Origin of the sequence: Geomonas sp. Red32, assembly GCF_023652955.1 — a bacterium.
In the GTDB taxonomy this organism is placed as follows: domain Bacteria; phylum Desulfobacterota; class Desulfuromonadia; order Geobacterales; family Geobacteraceae; genus Geomonas.
Genome location: NZ_JAKLOY010000004.1, coordinates 233,449 through 249,103, shown reverse-complemented (window position 1 = coordinate 249,103; position 15,655 = coordinate 233,449). Strand labels below are relative to the sequence as shown.

Annotated in this window: 19 protein-coding genes; 10 read left to right on the top strand and 9 right to left on the bottom strand. The window is 63.1% G+C overall.

The window, feature by feature from the left end:
- Window positions 1-123 precede the first annotated feature (123 nt).
- Entirely contained in the window at window positions 124-861 is a 738-nt protein-coding gene (locus L4X63_RS12765) for a flagellar motor protein MotB (protein ID WP_250679021.1), read from the bottom strand.
- Between the two features lie 168 nt (window positions 862-1,029).
- Between L4X63_RS12765 and L4X63_RS12760 the strand changes: the two genes are divergently transcribed.
- A complete protein-coding gene (locus L4X63_RS12760; protein ID WP_250679020.1) occupies window positions 1,030-1,653 on the top strand; it encodes a TetR/AcrR family transcriptional regulator in 624 nt (207 codons plus the stop codon).
- A 123-nt stretch (window positions 1,654-1,776) separates the two neighbouring features.
- On the opposite strand, the gene L4X63_RS12755 is transcribed toward L4X63_RS12760, so the two are convergent.
- From L4X63_RS12755 to L4X63_RS12745, 3 genes are all read right to left on the bottom strand, one after another.
- On the bottom strand, window positions 1,777-2,100 hold the full coding sequence (locus tag L4X63_RS12755; RefSeq protein WP_250679019.1) for a cytochrome c3 family protein: 324 nt from the start codon (window positions 2,098-2,100) through the stop codon (window positions 1,777-1,779).
- Window positions 2,101-2,240: 140 nt separating this feature from the next.
- Window positions 2,241-2,864, bottom strand: a complete 624-nt coding sequence (locus L4X63_RS12750; RefSeq protein WP_250679018.1) for a hypothetical protein — start codon at window positions 2,862-2,864, stop codon at window positions 2,241-2,243.
- Between the two features lie 384 nt (window positions 2,865-3,248).
- On the bottom strand, window positions 3,249-3,452 hold the full coding sequence (locus L4X63_RS12745; protein ID WP_250679017.1) for a hypothetical protein: 204 nt from the start codon (window positions 3,450-3,452) through the stop codon (window positions 3,249-3,251).
- Between the two features lie 197 nt (window positions 3,453-3,649).
- Between L4X63_RS12745 and L4X63_RS12740 the strand changes: the two genes are divergently transcribed.
- Complete coding sequence (locus tag L4X63_RS12740) at window positions 3,650-4,585, top strand: L-lactate dehydrogenase (protein ID WP_250679016.1); 936 nt, start codon at window positions 3,650-3,652, stop codon at window positions 4,583-4,585.
- 61 nt (window positions 4,586-4,646) lie between these two features.
- The gene (locus tag L4X63_RS12735) at window positions 4,647-5,303 is read left to right on the top strand and encodes a chemotaxis protein CheD (RefSeq protein ID WP_502799913.1); all 657 of its coding nucleotides are present in this window, start codon (window positions 4,647-4,649) and stop codon (window positions 5,301-5,303) included.
- A gap of 94 nt (window positions 5,304-5,397) precedes the next feature.
- Here L4X63_RS12735 and L4X63_RS12730 read toward each other — a convergent pair whose 3' ends face one another.
- Window positions 5,398-5,907, bottom strand: coding sequence for a hypothetical protein (locus tag L4X63_RS12730; RefSeq protein WP_250679015.1), 510 nt, complete (start codon window positions 5,905-5,907; stop codon window positions 5,398-5,400).
- A 331-nt stretch (window positions 5,908-6,238) separates the two neighbouring features.
- Between L4X63_RS12730 and L4X63_RS12725 the strand changes: the two genes are divergently transcribed.
- Window positions 6,239-6,607, top strand: coding sequence for a TRL domain-containing protein (locus L4X63_RS12725; RefSeq protein ID WP_250679014.1), 369 nt, complete (start codon window positions 6,239-6,241; stop codon window positions 6,605-6,607).
- Window positions 6,608-6,797: 190 nt separating this feature from the next.
- Here L4X63_RS12725 and L4X63_RS12720 read toward each other — a convergent pair whose 3' ends face one another.
- A complete protein-coding gene (locus L4X63_RS12720; protein WP_250679013.1) occupies window positions 6,798-7,376 on the bottom strand; it encodes a hypothetical protein in 579 nt (192 codons plus the stop codon).
- 315 nt (window positions 7,377-7,691) lie between these two features.
- Between L4X63_RS12720 and L4X63_RS12715 the strand changes: the two genes are divergently transcribed.
- Both L4X63_RS12715 and L4X63_RS23650 read left to right on the top strand, forming a co-directional pair.
- Window positions 7,692-8,771 (top strand): branched-chain amino acid aminotransferase, encoded by a 1,080-nt coding sequence (locus L4X63_RS12715; protein WP_502799912.1) that lies wholly within the window; start codon window positions 7,692-7,694, stop codon window positions 8,769-8,771.
- A 45-nt stretch (window positions 8,772-8,816) separates the two neighbouring features.
- Window positions 8,817-8,948 (top strand): hypothetical protein, encoded by a 132-nt coding sequence (locus L4X63_RS23650; RefSeq protein ID WP_284694617.1) that lies wholly within the window; start codon window positions 8,817-8,819, stop codon window positions 8,946-8,948.
- 117 nt (window positions 8,949-9,065) lie between these two features.
- Here the strand turns inward: L4X63_RS23650 and L4X63_RS12710 are convergent, their stop codons facing one another.
- Window positions 9,066-9,503 (bottom strand): MarR family winged helix-turn-helix transcriptional regulator, encoded by a 438-nt coding sequence (locus L4X63_RS12710; protein WP_250679229.1) that lies wholly within the window; start codon window positions 9,501-9,503, stop codon window positions 9,066-9,068.
- 94 nt (window positions 9,504-9,597) lie between these two features.
- Window positions 9,598-9,846 carry a hypothetical protein gene (locus L4X63_RS12705; RefSeq protein ID WP_250679012.1) on the bottom strand — a complete coding sequence of 83 codons (249 nt, stop codon included), beginning with the start codon at window positions 9,844-9,846 and terminating at the stop codon, window positions 9,598-9,600.
- Window positions 9,847-10,199: 353 nt separating this feature from the next.
- Here L4X63_RS12705 and L4X63_RS12700 point away from each other — a divergent pair, with 353 nt between their 5' ends.
- The 4 genes from L4X63_RS12700 (at window position 10,200) to L4X63_RS12685 (ending at window position 13,823) form a co-directional block, all read left to right on the top strand.
- On the top strand, window positions 10,200-10,787 hold the full coding sequence (locus tag L4X63_RS12700; RefSeq protein WP_250679011.1) for a TetR/AcrR family transcriptional regulator: 588 nt from the start codon (window positions 10,200-10,202) through the stop codon (window positions 10,785-10,787).
- Between the two features lie 76 nt (window positions 10,788-10,863).
- On the top strand, window positions 10,864-11,871 hold the full coding sequence (locus L4X63_RS12695) for an aldo/keto reductase (RefSeq protein ID WP_250679010.1): 1,008 nt from the start codon (window positions 10,864-10,866) through the stop codon (window positions 11,869-11,871).
- 23 nt (window positions 11,872-11,894) lie between these two features.
- Window positions 11,895-12,896, top strand: coding sequence for a YhdH/YhfP family quinone oxidoreductase (locus L4X63_RS12690; protein ID WP_250679009.1), 1,002 nt, complete (start codon window positions 11,895-11,897; stop codon window positions 12,894-12,896).
- A gap of 21 nt (window positions 12,897-12,917) precedes the next feature.
- Window positions 12,918-13,823 (top strand): AEC family transporter, encoded by a 906-nt coding sequence (locus L4X63_RS12685; RefSeq protein WP_250679008.1) that lies wholly within the window; start codon window positions 12,918-12,920, stop codon window positions 13,821-13,823.
- 85 nt (window positions 13,824-13,908) lie between these two features.
- Here L4X63_RS12685 and L4X63_RS12680 read toward each other — a convergent pair whose 3' ends face one another.
- On the bottom strand, window positions 13,909-15,468 hold the full coding sequence (locus L4X63_RS12680; protein WP_250679007.1) for an Lcl domain-containing protein: 1,560 nt from the start codon (window positions 15,466-15,468) through the stop codon (window positions 13,909-13,911).
- Window positions 15,469-15,655 lie beyond the last annotated feature (187 nt).

Here is a 15,655-nt window from a genome sequence, read left to right as displayed (position 1 = left end):
GAGTTAGCGCGATTATTCAGTTTCCGCAATGAGAGAAAAGAATACCATACAATCTCAATGCCGGTTTTGAGCTGGGACAGGGAGGGAGAACCATGGTGCCCGGCGGGCCCTGGGATGTGCCGGCTAGCGGGGAGTGGTGGGGGAAAGGATGACGATGTCGACACGCCGGTTTTGGGCGCGCCCCTCGCCGGTCGCGTTGTCCGCCATCGGCTGGTATTGACCGTAACCGGTAGCCGATACCGACCTGGGATCCACTCCGTACTGCCCGGTAAGGCGTTTGACCACATTGGTGGCACGGGCACTGGAGAGGTCCCAGTTGGACGGGAAGGCTGGAGTCGCAATCGGGAGATCGTCGGTGTGGCCTTCCACCCGGCAGTCGTTTGATGTCTCCTTAAGGATGGATGCGATGGTTGCCAGCACCTCCGAAGGATCCTGCTTCAGCACCGCACTCCCGGAGTCGAAGAATCCTGCCTCTTTGAGGCTCACCACCAGGCCGCGCCGGGTGAGGCTGACCCTGACCCTGTTGCCAGCACCGGCCTTGAGGAGGTAGGCATCGAGGGAGGCTTTGATGCCCCTCAGGTCATCCTCGTTGGCCAGCTTTCTCCCTCCTGCCGGCGGCAGCTGGAGGACGCCTGCCTCGCCGGCCCCGATCACGGAGGTTTTCACGGCGGCTCCTTTGGGGGACGTGATGCCGAACGCCTGCCGCATGGAGGCTGCCGCTTCTTCGGCCTTTTTGACGTCAGCCTGGGACATGGCGTACAGGGTGACGAACACCGCGAAGAGCAGGGTGAGGAGGTCGCCATAGGAGACCAGCCACCGTTCGTGATTTGCTTCCTTTTCCGGTTCCTTTTTCCGCGCCATGTCCCTGCTCCTCGCCGCTTGCCCCCACTCCCCTGGAGGAGGTCGGCTAAACCGGCAGCCGGTGGTTTTACCGTTAAACCATACTGTACAGTACAGTTATACCAGTAGACAAAATAGACCACGATGGCGTAGATTGCAAGCGACGATTTCCATCGAAAGGTGCGTGCCATGAAAAAACGGAGCGAAGCGAAGCGAGAGGCGATCATCGAGGAGGCGGCGCGAGCCTTCCGTGAGTCGGGATTCGACCGGACCTCGATGTCGGATATCTGTGCGCGGGTCGGCGGCTCGAAGGCGACCATCTATAACTACTTCGCTTCCAAGGAGGAGCTCTTTGCCGAAGTCGTGATGCGCTCGACCGAGGCCTCGTTCCAGGCGGCTCACCACGCCATTACCGTCTCCCCCGCTGACATCGGCGGCTCCTTGCGGCAATTCGGCGAGCGCTTCCTCGCCTTCCTCTATTCCCCCGAGGTCCAGGCCACCCGGCACATGGCGATCGCGCAATCGCGGCACTCGGCTGTAGGCCGCCTCCTTTACGAACACGGCGTGACCCGCAGCCATGCGCTGGTCTCCGGCTTCCTGGAAAGGGCGATGGAGGGGGGGGCGCTTAAAAAGGGCGATCCCGCCGTGGCCACCCTTCACCTGGTAAGCCTTCTGGAATCGGAGCTCTTGGACCGCTTTCTCTACCAGTTGCCGGGGGAGGTCACGGCGAAGGAGATCGAGGAGGCCACCGGGCGCGCGGTGGACGTTTTCATGGCGGCGTATGGATCGGCAGGGGGCACGAAGGAGAGCTAAGCGGGGCGGGCGGGGACGTGAGGAGTCCGGTCTGCGGCGCGTGCTGTCAGGCGTGAAGCACCGTCATTGAAGAGGGATGGAGAAGGGCGCCGGGGTTATCGAAACCTGGCGCCCTTTCTGTTGCTAATCCTTTCCCTTGGCGGGGGGAAGCTGCTTGATGGAGACCGTGGTCTGGTGGCACTCCTTGCACTCGACGGGGCCGCGCCGCCTGGTTTCGTGGCAGGGAATGCAGAGCGCGTGGGCGATCTCCTTGCCCCAGTTGTCGATCTTGCCGGGAGTGGACCCGTGGCAGGGGGAACATTGGTTGTTGACGAGCCTTTGGTGGCCCCAGTGCCTGAAGGGAAGTGTCAGATCCCCCATGTGGAACCTGATGATCTCGGGCCCTCGATTGGGTGTGGTTTCGGCGGAAAAGCTCACAGATGCCCCGGCGAGTGACAGAACTAACATGGCTAAGAGAATATGTCTCATCTTGGCACTCCTCTATGACGGGCTGAGACAATTTTAACTCCTGTGACCTGGTTGTCCAGATCCAGTGGTGAGGTGGTTGGTGCCGCCACCATCGGCGGTGGAGTTGCCCGCAAAGGCCATTACTCGGCCGGGGGGACGGGGCCGGCGGTGTCGAGGGTGAAGCGGAAGGTGCCGGCTATGGTGTAGGCCGGGCTCGAGGGGGGGAGGCCGTAGCCGTCCTGGACGGTGGCGGTGAAGGTGCCGGAGATCCTGTCGCCGCTGCCGGTGCCGACGGAGGTGAAGGTGATGGTCCCGTCGACCGTGTGTACGAGGGTCGACTGCTCGCCGTTGAAGAGGTAGAAGGCGCCGGGGAAGACGGGGCCTTCGGCGGGAAGGGGGGCCAGCGAGTAGCTGGTGCCCGGGACGACTGCCTGCGGGGTCAGAATGTCGATCCTCGCCACCGTCCGGAACTCCGGGTCGGTCAGGCTGGAGGCGATCCCGGCTCTAAGGACGATGCAGCCGGAGGAGCGGGTGGCCGCCAGGTAGTTTGCTTCCTTGATGGCACCGGTATCGCTGGTGATGGTGAATGAATCGGGCGGTGTCACGGCCTGGGAGGGGGGATCGGCCTGCACTACGGCGGCAGGTGTGGCCGGTCCACCTCCGCAGGAACAGAGGGCGCAGACGAGGCCGAGGAGCGCGATACGCTTCAGGGCGTGGCGAGCCCGTTGGGCCGCAGACGGAATGCCGTTGCTCGCAATTGTCATGGCATCGCTCCCGTGGGTATCCAGGGGACTCCTTCACGGAGGATGCCAGCGGGGAGGCGGATGGGCGGGACCGGGCCAGGGGGCGGGAGTTACTCGCTTTTTGCGCCGGGGGACGAGTGGCGGGGGGAGTGTCTGCCGTTAATAAAATGTAAGGATGGCCGACGCTCTGTCGGCCGGTTTGACGGCTTGCAATTGGACGCGCGGCAGAAGCCGGCAGACCCTATTTCGATTCCTGATTAGCGATGATCTTCCGCTGCAGAAAGTCCCCCTTTGAAAAAGGGGGATTTAGGGGGATTTATAGCGGGTCGGGCCTTGAGAAATCCCCCCCCACCCCCCCTTTCTCAAAGGGGGGGGAGCCGGCAAGAGCCTAGCGGAAGATGGTGGCTAATCGGCTTTCGATTTCGGCTTGAGCTTGTGGTAGAGGATGGCAAAAGCCACCACTCCGATCAGCAGCAGGAAGACGATCTTGATTCCCAGCAGGGCGAACCACAGGGTGAGATGTGCGAAACCGATGGCGAGTTTCAGGATGAAAACCGCCAGGATGATGGCTAAAACCGCCGCAATGACTGCGGCCGACTTGTGATTCACTTTTCCTCCCGGGCTCTGTGAGTATCGGTCGGAGACGACCAGCGAAGAGTATAGCAGAGCTCCCGGACGCATCAAAGCGAAGAGAAGTGATGAAGCCTGCCGCACTGATTGCATTGACAGACTCCTCCCGGGCCCTAAACTTTGCCTGTCGCCGGTATGTGGCCGGGCCGGGCGGGAACACGCGAGGGGGGTGGGGTATGAAAATAGGTATCGTCGGCTGCGGGCTGGTGGGATCGACCGCCGCCTACGCCATGGTGATGAGCGGGATCGGCCGTGAGATAGTGCTGGTCGACATGAACGAAGCGAGAGGCCGGGCGGAAGCCAACGACATCTACCACGCGGTACCTTTCGCCCATCCGCTCACGGTGTCGGCCGGTAGCTACCGGGATCTCGAGGGGAGCCGGGCGGTGGTGATCGCCGCCGGTGTTGGCCAGAAGCCGGGCGAGACCCGGCTCCAGCTGCTGCAGAGAAACGCGGCGGTCTTCCGGGAGGTGGTCCCCGCCGTCCTCTCCAACGCGCCGGATGCCATCCTGGTCATCGCCAGCAATCCGGTCGACATCATGACCCACCTGACCATCCGCTACGCCGCCGAATTCGGGGTCCCACCGAGCCGGGTAATCGGCTCGGGAACCATGCTGGACACCGCCCGTTTCCGTACCCTGCTCGGGATCCATCTCGGCGTCGACTCGCACCACGTGCACGGATACGTGCTGGGCGAGCACGGGGATTCGGAGGTGCTCACCTGGTCGCTGGTCACCGTGGGAGGGATGCCGCTGGATGAGTTCTGCGGCAAGCGGGAGGTCAGCCTGGGGGCGGAGGAGCGCCGCCGGATCGACAACGAGGTCCGCCGGGCGGCTTACTCCATCATCGAGGGGAAGGGGGCGACCTACTACGGGGTGGGGAGCGCGCTGGCCCGCCTCATCGAGGTGATCCTGCACAACCAGCGGGCCATCCTGTCGGTTTCTTCGCTGATCCCCGAAGCGTGGGGAGGGCCGAACGTCACCTTTTCGCTCCCGCAACTGGTCGGCGGAGAAGGCATCCTGGCCACCTTTCCCCCGGTGCTGACCGCCGAGGAGGATGCGAAGTTGCGGGAGAGCGCGCGGGTGATCACATCGGCGCTGGAAGGGCTTTAAAAAGCGTTTCCCCCTGGGGCGCCTTTCGGCTCAATCTTTCGCTGCAGTTGACGATAACGAAATGGTGAGCTACGGTGGCCGTGGCTTTAGCAGGGCGGACAGCTCGGGAGACGGGATGAAGATCGAGAAGTACCAGAAAGGGGAGCGTGTTGTGATCTCCCCCGGCGAATACTACACCACCGCGAGTCCCGGGGTGATTTCCACCCTGCTCGGGTCGTGCATCGCTGCCTGTCTCTATGACCCTGTCCGCCGCATCATCGGGATGAACCACTTCATGCTCAGCAACCCCCGCTATTCCCGCGACCTCCCCCCAAGCATCACCGAGGCCGGGCGCTACGGCATCCATGCCATGGACCTCCTCATCAACGCCATGATGGCAAAGGGAACCACCCGGTCGATGCTGCGGGCGAAGGTATTCGGCGGCGCCACCATCCTCAACCCCGATAGCGCAGGCGGGAACTTCTTCTGCGTGGGGGAGGTCAACTGCCGCTTCATCACCGAATACCTGGAGATGGAGCGGATCCCGGTGGACGCGATGGACGTCGGGGGGGAATTCGGCCGGGTCATCCACTTTTCCAACGGCGATTTCGCCGTCCACCGCAGGAAGATCAACCATCTCCGCAGCGACCGCCTGGCTCAGCGCGACCGCTACTGCTGGCAGCGAGCCATCGAGCAGCAACAGGCGGCCCTCACCCTGGTCGATATCTGGGAAGGATAGGCGGCAAGGGATCCAGCCGTTGCCCGCAAATGAAAAGGGACCACCCGTGGAAGGTGGTCCCTTTTTTAGTTGCGGCTGGCGGCGGGGCGGCGGGCTAGATCGTGTCGTCCTTGGTGCCGGTCTCGCTATTTTTCATCCGCTTCTCGGCCAGGGCCCTCATCACCGAAATGGCGGGCTTGGCTCCCTCGAGCTTGAAGCGGAACACCTTGAACTGGTCGGATTGCAGCGGAACGGCAAAGCCTACCCGGGTGGCGGTCTTCAGGAGCGTGTCGATCGATTCGAAGTCGCTGAACCCATACCGGTACATCCCGTTGTCGAGCTGGCCGTCGCACAGCACCTGCATCGCGCTCGAGCCGGCATCGGAATTGGCCAGGACGGTATACTCGTCACCCTTGTTGCAGCCGGTATCCATGCCGATCAGCCAGACGCAGGATCCGCCCTCCACAAAACAGAACTGCCCCAGCAACGCGCCGCTTTCATTGACCGTGGCGGCGTAGAGGAACTTTTCGGATTTGGCGTCGACCGCCCAATTCCCGAATTCCTGGGCCAGTACCGGCTTCACCAGGACGGACAGCACCAGCAGTGCGCTCAGTACATATCTCATGGCAACGGCTCCTTTTGCGATGCTTCCTCGTGCGCTTAATAGAATGCGCCGGTAGCGTTGTACCCGGTAAAAAATTCTATCTTACTGTAGCGAATGCTACCACGCGTACCCGGGGTTGGCCACTGACTTTTAGTCTGCTGGCATCACCGTGTCTGCCACCCACGGGAGTGAGACAGCGGATCCGTGGTCTCTCTCAGGGAGGGATCCGTGTCTTGGCTCATTTATTTTTTATAATTCAATAATTAATTGTGGTCCATTGAAAGCGTTTCAGCCAGCAGTAGAATGAGCTTTGGGCAATCTGTTTCTTCATCTTCGTGGCAGAGGAGGACGTATGAAGAAGCTAGCTGCACTGTTGATGGTGGTCATTGGAGTTTCGGGCTGCGTACCGACAAAGGATCTCGCAAAGACGCTGCGGTATGCGGACAACACCCCGGTCGGTGTGGAGAACATCAAGTTCATCGATCTGCAGCAGATGAAAAAGGGAGAATCCTGCACCTTCAACATGTTCTATTTCCTCCCTCTTTGGGGGGACGGATCCATCATTACCGCCGCCAACAAGGGATCCATCAACACGGTGGAATTGATCGGCGAGACCGGGTACTGGTACTTCCCTTTCAGCACCAACTGCACGATAGTCTACGGCGACCGGGGCTTGAGCAAGCCGACCGGGGTCCATGGGATCAAGACCATCGACAAGTGAGGGGCGGGTGAGTTCATCCCATCCCAACCGGGGCAGCGATCGGACCGGGTGGTGAAATGAAACCGGGTAGTGAAATGAAACCGGGGCGGTGAGCGGAGCCGGGAGTGGGCGACCGGGAACGGGATCGCCTCGATACATGGAGAAAGGGATCGCGCCGTGGTGGCCGGTCCCTTTGTTTTTGCGGAGGGAGTTACTGGGCGGCCTGGGGCGCACCGCGGAAGCGCCGCACCAGCACGGGGACGAAGAACATGGCGGCCAGCACGATGACCATGGTGATGTTGGGATCGCGGATGTAACTGTTCAGGCGCAAGGTGGTGACCGCGATGACGCCGAAATAGAGCATGTCTCCGGCGATGGCGATGGCCCAGCCGGCGACGAAGCCGTGGCCTGCGGCGAGCGCCGAGGCGCGCCCGGTCATCGGGTCGACACCGAAAGCGATCATGACCAGTCCCAGTGGCCCGGTGGTGGTGCCGCCGAAGTGTGCGACGCTACGGGCGGTGGTCGCCTTGAGGGCGAGGGCGAATTTTCTCACCAGCGGAATGATGCTGCCGAGGGCGACCATGAGCTTCAACAGCGGCTCGAAGGCAACCGCCAGCACCAGGTCGGAAACGAGGTAGAGTAGGGAGGTCAGCGGCCACGCCACCCCGTTGGCCTTGGCGAGGAGGACGCCGGCCGGGATGCCGCCTCCCACCGGGAGCAGGAAGAGTTTGAAGATGGAGATGACCGCCGATGCCGACGGGGGCGGGGCGGAAAGAGTGGTCAGTGCCATGGGACTCCGGTTGCTGCGTTGTTCTCGAGGTCTGCCGGCCGGTGGATATGCGGAGTGCGCCCCGGCGGCAAACGTGGCGCAATATACCGTGCTGGCGGCGTTTTCGCAATCTCATTTCTCCCGCCTCTTCCTCCGGTGGCAGCGGAAAACCAATTGTAAATGAATAAATAACATGCTATCTATTTTATGAACGTGCCGCCCCTCACCGGACGGTGATCGGACGGAGTGCGGGCGCTTTCCGGGCGTCAGTAATTTCCCGGCGTGATCGAAAATGAAATAATTACCGGCGCGCAGCCGGATAGCAGGGAGGTTTGCATGGTTCAGATAGTGACCGAGCCGTTGACCGGCGGCAAGGACAGGTCGATGGTGGCAGCGGGGAGCGAGCTCGGATTCGGGAAGGTGTTCACCGACCGCATGCTGTTCGCGGAATGGCGTGAGGAGAGCGGGTGGGGGGTGGCACGTATCCAGCCGTACCAGCCTTTCTCTATCGATCCCGCCGGGATGGTGTTCCACTACGGTCAGGCGATCTTCGAGGGGCTGAAGGCGTACCGCTGGCAGGACGGCCGGGTGGCGCTCTTTCGCCCCGACATGAACGCCCGGCGCTTCAACCAATCCGCCGACCGGCTCTGTCTTCCCCCGGTTCCCGAGGAGCTCTTCGTTGAGGGGATCGCACGGCTGGTGGAGCTCGAGCGGGAATGGATCCCGACCGCGCCCGGGACTTCGCTCTACATCCGGCCGGTGCTCATGGGGGTGGAGGCGGCGCTCGGCATCCGTCCCGCAGACCGCTGCTGGTTCTACGTCGTCCTTTCCCCGGTAGGGGCCTACTACCGGAACGGCTTCGCACCCACCAGCATCCGGGTGGAGGACCGTTACGTGCGCGCGGTGGCGGGGGGGACCGGGGAAGCCAAGACCGGCGCCAACTACGCGAGCTCGCTACGGGCGGGGCTCAAGGCCAAGGAGCAGGGATTCGACCAGGTGCTTTGGCTGGACGGCAAGGAGCACCGCTACGTCGACGAGGTCGGCTCGATGAACATGTTCTTCGCCTACGGAGATACCATCGTCACGGCTCCGCTTTCCGGGGCGATCCTGGCGGGGATTACCCGCGACTCGGTGCTGTCCCTGGCCCGGGAGCTCGGGTACCGCGCCGAGGAGAGGCCGATCGAAGTCGGCGAGCTCCTGGCCGACATCGAGGCGGGGCGGGTGACCGAGGCGTTCGGAACCGGGACGGCGGCGGTCATCACCCCGGTCGGCCGTCTCGGCTACCGGGAGCGGACCATCCCGGTGGGGGACGGCGGAGTCGGCCGGGTCACCCAGCGCCTCTACGATACCCTGACAGGAATTCAGAGCGGGGCGGTGGCCGACCCGTTCGGGTGGTTGAGGTTCGTCGGGAAGTAGGAAAGCAACGCGGACCGCGTTCGCGGTCCGGAAGGAGGGATCGCCATGCCTGCCAGTACCTTGTGGTTCTATGCGCTGATTGCGCTGGCCGTCGCGTTCTTCTGCTATTGCCTGTTGGCGGCCGAGCCGGCGGCGGACGAGCACGCCAACATGATCCACCTGCTGTTCAAGCATTAGGGGACGGCCTGCGCCGGTCGTTTGTTCGGGTAAGGTTGGGAATGGCTGCGTTCGAGCCGCTCGGTAGGGAAAGGGTGGCAGGGGTGCGCTAGCCGGGCCACGGCGCCGGAGCAGGGGTCAGTGCTTTACCCGGTCGCGGAGCTCGTTTACGGTCGATTCCAGCCGCCGGACGAAATCGTTCAGCTGCTCGATCTCCTGCTCGTTGAACGGATGGAACACCTGCTCCTCCAGGGCGGTCAGCGTGGTCTGGATGGTCTCCACCAGCTCGCGCCCCTTTACGGTCAGGGCGAGCTGCTTGGCCCGCCGGTCCTGCCCGTCTTCGCTGCGCTCGATCAGCCCCTTCTCGATGAGGGTGTCCAGCAGGCGGACCAGCGACGGTCCTTCCAGTCCGAGCGAGGCCGCAAGCTCCTTCTGCCGGATGCCGTCGCCCAGGACGGAGAGGTGCAGAAGCGGCCGCCAGGTGGCGTCGGTCAGTCCCGAGGACTGGAACTCGGCATCAAGCACCTGGCGCCAGCGCCGGGTCAGGCCGTTGAGTCGAAAGAGGAGGTTGTGCATCGGATTCAAATAGCACGCTCTTAACGGGGATGCAATGGACAAAAAAAAGCCGCACCTTTCGGGTGCGGCTTTTTTCATGGCCGTGGGGCCTTGATTACTTAGCAGCCGGGGCAGCCGGAGCTTCAGCCGGAGCAGCCGGAGCAGCTTCTTTCTTAGCGGCTTTTTTGGCTTTCTTGGCTTTTTTCACTTTTTTGGCTTTTTTCACTTTCTTAGCCGGAGCTTTTTCTGCAGCCGGAGCAGCAGCGTCGGCCGGAGCAGCCGGAGCGGCATCAGCAGCGAAAACAACACCAGCGAAGGAAACGGCGGCGAGAGCAGCAACGAGGGAAGCAACGATCTTTTTCATTTCGTAAATCTCCTGAGAGTGGTTTGACTTCTTGATCTCATATAGAGCATACCTCGTGCCAACTCTCAAAAAATTTGTAAGTGCCGTAAATGACAGGTTTGTGCTCGTGGCCGCAACCATGAGAGGGGAGGAAGTCAACCTCAAATGAGGGGACTCTGCCTCATTTGAGGTATGGGGCGGCCGCCGGGATGGTCGCCCGGGAAAATAGGGGAGCCGCTACCGGGAATCCCTTTCCCGGGCGGAGCGGCGTTTGAGGTACAGCCAGGGGGCCCCGCATCCGTCGAGATCTGCCGGAAAAGGGCGGTGAAAAAAAGGAGTTGACAGTACTAGACGACCGGTCTATTTTCCCCGCCATGAAGAAAAGCGACAAGAGATCGGAGATCCTCTCCATCGGCACCGAGATGATCGCCCTGCAGGGATACAACGGCACCGGCATCGATGCCGTCCTGAAGCGGGCCGGGGTACCGAAGGGCTCTTTTTATCACTACTTCGGGAGCAAGGAAGATTTCGGGCTGGCCATCATCGACCAGTTTGCCGTCCGCTACGACCAGTACCTCGCTTCCTTTCTGGACGACCCGGCTTTCCCGCCGCTCGACCGGATCCGGAATTACCTGGAGAAGGTGCTCGCCTACCTGACCGGCACCAACTTCGCCAAAGGGTGCCTGATCGGCAACCTCGGGCAGGAGCTGGCCGACCAGAACGAGCGGTTCCGCGAGCGGCTCGACCAGATCTTCCACTCCTGGAAAGAGCGCTTCGCCGCCTGCCTCAAGGAAGCGCAGCAGCAGGGAGGGCTCACCCCCCGATGCGACCCGGCCGTCATCGCCGGATTTTTCCTCTCCGGGTGGGAAGGGGCGATCCTGCGGGCCAAGGTGATGAAATCGCCGCAGCCGCTGAGAGATTTCATCGACACCATGTACGCGTCAGTCTTCGTGGCCAAATAACCGGCAGCGGAGTTATTACCGGACGGCGCAGAGGCGCCGGAATTATTCTCACCACGTGAGGGAGAAAGGAGCAGTGATGGAGCAGCGCAGATTGGGAAGCCAGGGGCTGACGGTTTCGGGCCAGGGGCTTGGATGCATGGGGATGTCGGATTTTTACGGGGTGCGCGACGAGAAGGAATCGATCGCCACCATTCACCGGGCGCTCGATCTCGGGGTCAACTTCCTCGATACCTCGGACATGTACGGCCCGTTCACCAACGAGGAACTGGTCGGCCGGGCCATCAAGGGGAAACGGAACGACTTCGTCATTGCCACCAAATTCGGCATCGTGCGAAGCAACCAGCCTGCCGCTAACGGTGGCTGGGCTCCCATCACCGGCATCAGCGGCCGTCCCGAGTATGTCCGCTCGGCCTGCGACGCCTCCTTGAAGCGCCTTGGCGTGGACCACATCGATCTGTACTACCAGCACCGGGTCGACAACGAGGTCCCCATCGAGGATACCGTGGGGGCCATGTCGGAGCTGGTCCAGGCGGGGAAGGTCCGCTTCATCGGGCTCTCCGAGGCCGCACCGGCCACCATCCGCCGGGCCCACGCCACCCACCCGGTGACTGCCTTGCAGACCGAATACTCCCTCTGGAGCCGTGACCCCGAGGACGAGATCCTCCCGGCCCTGAGGGAGCTCGGCATCGGCTTCGTCCCGTACAGCCCGCTCGGGCGCGGCTTTCTCACCGGTCAGCTGAAGAGCTTCGACGACTTCCCCGCCGACGACTACCGCCGCAATTCTCCCCGGTTCCAGGGGGAGAACTTCGTGAAGAACCTGGAGCTGGTGGCCAAGGTCACCGGGATGGCGGCCGCGAAAGGGGTCACCGCCGGGCAGCTTGCGCTGGCCTGGGTCATGGCGCAGGGAGAGGATGTTGTTCCCATCCCCGGCACCAAGCGGGTGAAGTACCTGGAGGAGAACGCGAAGGCGGCGGCCATCCACCTTTCCGCGGAGGATCTGGCCGAGATCGCCGCCGTCATCCCCAAGGGGGCGGCGGCGGGGGATCGCTACCCGGCCAGCATGATAGGTCTCATTAACCGTTGAAACAGTGCAAGAGGAGGGATGACATGGACTTAGCGACCACGTTCAAGGCGGTAGTGGTGGAAAAAACCGAGGATAAGCGGTTCGTCAGGAGCCTGAAGGAGCGGACCCTGGCCGAGCTTGGCAATGGGGATCTCCTGGTGCGGGTCCGCTACTCCTCCCTCAACTACAAGGATGCCCTTTCCGCCACCGGCCATCCCGGGGTCACCCGCCAATTCCCGCACACCCCCGGGATCGACGCGGCGGGCGAAGTCGTGGCCTGCGACAGCGGTGCGTTTGCGCCGGGGGACCGGGTGATTGTCACCGGTTTCGACCTGGGGATGGAGACCGACGGCGGCTGGGGAGAGTACATAAGGATTCCTTCCTCCTGGGCGGTCCGCCTTCCCGGCGGCCTGACCCTTAAGGAGAGCATGGAGCTCGGCACCGCCGGCTTCACCGCCGCCCTTTCGGTACTGAGGCTGGAACAGGGTGGGGTGAAACCCTCCGACGGCGACATCCTGGTCACCGGGGCCACCGGCGGGGTAGGGAGCCTCGCGGTCTCCATCCTGGCCCGGGCGGGGTACCGGGTGGTGGCGGCGACCGGCAAGAGCGCCGATGAGGCGTTCCTCCGGTCGATCGGTGCGGCACAGGTCATTTCCCGCGGGGAGGTCACCGAAGGTGGGGACCGGCCCCTCATGAAGGAGCGCTGGGCGGGGGCGGTGGACGTGGTAGGCGGGGAGACCCTGGCGGCGGTCCTGAAATCGATCCGCTACGGCGGTACCGTCACCTGCTGCGGCCTGGTCGGCTCACCCGATCTCCCCGTCAATGTCTTCCCCTTCATCCTGCGCGGGGTGACCCTGGTCGGCATCGACTCGGTCAACGCCCCCGTCGCCACGCGCCAGAAGGCGTGGGAGCGGCTGGCCGGACCCTGGAAACCGGAGCGGCTCGCCGAGCTTTCCACCGAGGTTGTCCGCGAGAACCTGGACGAGAAAATCGACGCCATCCTGCAGGGAGCGATCCGCGGACGGGTGGTGGTGGCGCTTCCGTAGGGAACGGGGGAAGGGTAACCCATGGCCAACATTATTCTTCTCGCAATCTGCCTGCTGGCGGGGATCGGCCTCAGGAGAAACGGGCGCTTTCCCTCGACCACCCCGGCGGCGCTCAACGGCTTCATCATTCACATTTCGCTCCCCGCCCTGGCGGTACTGCACATCCACAACCTCAAGCTGGATGCCACCCTGGCCCTTACCGCCGCCATGGCCTGGATTCTCTTCGGGGCCGCCTGGATCGTGTTCGCAGGGAGCGGGAAGGCTCTGAAGCTCGAGCGGGAGACGGTTGGGGCGCTCATCCTGGTGGCGGGGCTTGGGAACACCTCGTTCGTAGGACTGCCGATGATCGAGGCGTACTACGGGAAGGAGTTCCTGGGGGTGGGGATCGTGGCCGACCAGCTCGGCTCCTTCATGGTCCTCTCGACGCTGGGTATCCTGGTCGCCACCTGCTACTCGTCCGGTTCGGTATCGCCCCGGCAGATGGCCAGGAAGATCCTCCTCTTTCCCCCGTTCCAGGCGCTGGTGCTGGCCCTGCTGCTGAGGCCGGTGGCTTTTCCGTCCTGGACGGTGAGCGTGCTGGAGAAGCTCGGGAGCACCCTCACCCCGCTGGCCCTTTTCTCGGTCGGCTTCCAGCTCCAGTTCGGAGGGATCCGCGCCGAAGCCAAGGCCCTCGTTGCCGGGCTTTCCTACAAGCTCCTCCTGGGGCCGGCGATGATCGCCCTTCTGTACGTCCTGTTCCTCGGCGCCAAGGGGCCCGTCACCCAGGTGACCATCTTCGAGTCGGCCATGGCACCGATGATCTCGGCGGGGATCATCGCCATCGACCACGACCTCAAGCCGCAGCTGGTCGGCATGCTGGTCGGGGTGGGCATCCCGCTTTCCTTCGTAACGCTCTACCTCTGGAACCTCGCCCTCGCCGGGGTGTGATCGTCCGGGCAATGCGGCGGCAGCAAAAGAAAAGGGTTACGGCTCCGGTCCGTAACCCTTTTTGCGTTCGGAAGGGATGAAAGCGTCACCGGACGGCGAGGGCGTAGCCTATGGCGGATTTGGCGTGGTTGTAGACGCCGAAGTCGCAGCTGTACACGCTCCAGGCCTCCCCGGAGTCTGGCTGGTAGCTGGTCGAGGTCCAGTAGTAGGTGAAGACCTTGAAGCTCTGGAAAACCGGAGTAAAGGTGACCGTGACGCCGTCGGGGCCGGGAATCCCATTGTAGTAGTTGGCGATCGGGAAGGTGGGGGCCCGGTCGGCCAGGCTCAGCATCTCGTTGCGGTTCGGCATCCGCCATTCGCCGGGGGAAGAGCCGTCGGTGAGGCCGCACTGGCCGGTCGACAGGGCGTTGACGGCGGTGAGCGAGTCGGACCAGTTCCCGGAGATGCAGTCGGCTTTTTTCAGCCAGGTGAGGCCGGTGACCGTGTCGGAGAGGGTCCCGTTCCCGTTGTCGACGAAGCGGGGCGAGGTGAGAGGGGTTCCCAGTTGCAGGGCCGGATCGTCGCCTGCCCCGAAGGATATCCCCGAACCGCCCCCCTGGCCTGAGAAGAGCCCGGTGGCGAGCAGCTTAACGGTGCCGGTTCCTCCCGATTTCACTGCCCAGACGGAGTTGGAGGAGCTGCTCTTGGTGTTGGAGAAGCTCCCGTCCCCGGCGTCCTGCCCGTTGATCCACCTGCCGTCGGTGAAGCGGATCGCCAGCGCATTGGCGATCCCGGCCATGTAGGTGGTCGAGGACCAGTACGCGTTCCCCTGGGCGACATTGCTGAAAGGGGCCCCCGCCGGGAGAGAGGGGGCGGCCTGGGAGACGTCAACCAGGCTTTCCAACTCGTTCACGTTCGGCATCCGCCACTGCCCGGGAAGCGAGCCGTCGGTCAACCCGCACTGGCCGCTGGCGAGTTGGTTGGCGTTGGCGAGGCCGGTGCTCCAGCCGGCCGGCGGGAAGCAGCCGGCATTTTTCAGCCAGACGAGCCCGGTGAGGTTATCGGTCACCGTGCCGTCCTGGTGGTCGGTGAACCGGGTGGCCGGCCAAGTGACACCTGCTCGTACGGAATAGTCATCCCCGGCTGCGTAGCTGGTAGCTTCCCCCGTGGAAGGGAGGCTCGCCAGCCGGTCACCCGGCCGGAAGGCGGTGAAGTTGGCCCCGGTCACGTCGTGGGACGGCATGGTGAGGAACCGGATCACGGTGCGGTAGTTGCCGTTGAAGTCTTCCCTCATTACCTTGCCGGCGGGATCGGTGACCGAGGGATAGAAGGCGAACCCGCTCTTCTCGGCGTAGACGGCGTAGTCGGAATACTGGTTGTTGTAGAGATCCGTGAACGAGTATGCGCCGCTGGAATCGGTGGTGGCGGCCGCCGCCGTGTTGCTGTTGTTGTAGTAGAGCGTCACCGTCACCCCGGCAATGGGGACGCCGTTTCGGTCGCTGATCACCCCCGAGAGTTTGTCCCGGGAGGAGGGTGACTGGTTGACCTGATTGCCGCCGGAAAGTCCTCCGCTTCCGCCGCAGCCGTAGAGAAAGGCCACCCCCACCACAAGTGCCACCCACCCGGCTTTCCTGATCCCGTACCCTCCGCGCCGAACGTGTACCATCGGTCACCTCGCGTCTTTACCCGTTCCCCGTCCGGGGCGAGTAGCATTGTCAAAATGTGTCAGGGATGACAGCAATTCCCCGGCCAACTCTTGTCAAGGCTAAGTAGCTGATTTTTATAAATTCAACGAAGGGGGTGAACCGCTTTCTGTGTTCAAAACTTGAACAGGATCCGTGCCGGGAGGGGGC

Coding starts and splice junctions, on each gene's coding strand:
- L4X63_RS12730 (WP_250679015.1), bottom strand. CDS start 5,907: ATGAGATATGTACTGAGCGCACTGCTGGTGCTGTCCGTCCTGGTGAAG.
- L4X63_RS12715 (WP_502799912.1), top strand. CDS start 7,692: ATGGTTCAGATAGTGACCGAGCCGTTGACCGGCGGCAAGGACAGGTCG.
- L4X63_RS12750 (WP_250679018.1), bottom strand. CDS start 2,864: ATGACAATTGCGAGCAACGGCATTCCGTCTGCGGCCCAACGGGCTCGC.
- L4X63_RS12755 (WP_250679019.1), bottom strand. CDS start 2,100: ATGTTAGTTCTGTCACTCGCCGGGGCATCTGTGAGCTTTTCCGCCGAA.
- L4X63_RS12740 (WP_250679016.1), top strand. CDS start 3,650: ATGAAAATAGGTATCGTCGGCTGCGGGCTGGTGGGATCGACCGCCGCC.
- L4X63_RS12725 (WP_250679014.1), top strand. CDS start 6,239: ATGAAGAAGCTAGCTGCACTGTTGATGGTGGTCATTGGAGTTTCGGGC.
- L4X63_RS12705 (WP_250679012.1), bottom strand. CDS start 9,846: ATGAAAAAGATCGTTGCTTCCCTCGTTGCTGCTCTCGCCGCCGTTTCC.
- L4X63_RS12685 (WP_250679008.1), top strand. CDS start 12,918: ATGGCCAACATTATTCTTCTCGCAATCTGCCTGCTGGCGGGGATCGGC.
- L4X63_RS12680 (WP_250679007.1), bottom strand. CDS start 15,468: ATGGTACACGTTCGGCGCGGAGGGTACGGGATCAGGAAAGCCGGGTGG.
- L4X63_RS23650 (WP_284694617.1), top strand. CDS start 8,817: ATGCCTGCCAGTACCTTGTGGTTCTATGCGCTGATTGCGCTGGCCGTC.
- L4X63_RS12760 (WP_250679020.1), top strand. CDS start 1,030: ATGAAAAAACGGAGCGAAGCGAAGCGAGAGGCGATCATCGAGGAGGCG.
- L4X63_RS12690 (WP_250679009.1), top strand. CDS start 11,895: ATGGACTTAGCGACCACGTTCAAGGCGGTAGTGGTGGAAAAAACCGAG.
- L4X63_RS12720 (WP_250679013.1), bottom strand. CDS start 7,376: ATGGCACTGACCACTCTTTCCGCCCCGCCCCCGTCGGCATCGGCGGTC.
- L4X63_RS12695 (WP_250679010.1), top strand. CDS start 10,864: ATGGAGCAGCGCAGATTGGGAAGCCAGGGGCTGACGGTTTCGGGCCAG.
- L4X63_RS12710 (WP_250679229.1), bottom strand. CDS start 9,503: ATGCACAACCTCCTCTTTCGACTCAACGGCCTGACCCGGCGCTGGCGC.
- L4X63_RS12735 (WP_502799913.1), top strand. CDS start 4,647: ATGGTGAGCTACGGTGGCCGTGGCTTTAGCAGGGCGGACAGCTCGGGA.
- L4X63_RS12765 (WP_250679021.1), bottom strand. CDS start 861: ATGGCGCGGAAAAAGGAACCGGAAAAGGAAGCAAATCACGAACGGTGG.
- L4X63_RS12700 (WP_250679011.1), top strand. CDS start 10,200: ATGAAGAAAAGCGACAAGAGATCGGAGATCCTCTCCATCGGCACCGAG.